The sequence below is a fragment of the Mesorhizobium norvegicum genome, assembly GCF_004919685.1.
In the GTDB taxonomy this organism is placed as follows: Bacteria; Pseudomonadota; Alphaproteobacteria; order Rhizobiales; family Rhizobiaceae; genus Mesorhizobium; species Mesorhizobium norvegicum.
Window position 1 is genome coordinate 1 of the sequence record NZ_SMYZ01000198.1, and the last position, 540, is coordinate 540.

The following is a 540-nucleotide window of genomic DNA, read 5'->3' on the forward strand; positions in this document are numbered from 1 at the left end:
AAACAGACACCATTGATGAGTGGTGCAACACCCACCGTGTCGAACCGCTGGCCGGGCAAAAGAACAAAGCGCACAAGATTGCCAAGTGCATCGGTGAGTGCCAGGATTTTAGTTGTCATGCCGCCTTTGGAGCGGCCTATGGCCTGGCTTTGAGTCCCCCTTTTGCGCCCTGCCCATGGCGGTGGACCTTGACGATGGTAGCATCGACCATGGCGTATTCCATGTCCGGCTCATCCGAGCAGGCCTCGAAAAGCCGAATGAAAACATCGGCTTTGACCCAATCGCGGTATCGCTTGAAAACCGTGTTCCAGCTCCCGAAGAAGGCTGGAAGGTCGCGCCACGGGCTTCCTGTCCGCACGATCCAAAGCAACGCTTCAATGAAGCGGCGATTGTCGCCACCACTTCGTCCGGGATCGGCTGGCTTACCCAGACAATGCGGTTCCATCTTCGCCCATTGGGCGTCCGTCAGCACAAATCGTTCCATCCAAAGCTTGAATCACAATCAAGCCAAAAATGGAATCCTGAATCTCAACAAGCCTT

1 pseudogene is annotated in these 540 nt (G+C 55.2%); it reads right to left on the minus strand.

Going from position 1 to position 540, the window contains the following annotated elements:
• Nucleotides 1–484 (minus strand): annotated as a pseudogene (locus FCU66_RS40705) (IS5 family transposase); the annotation flags it as partial.
• Nucleotides 485–540: the final 56 nt, after the last annotated feature.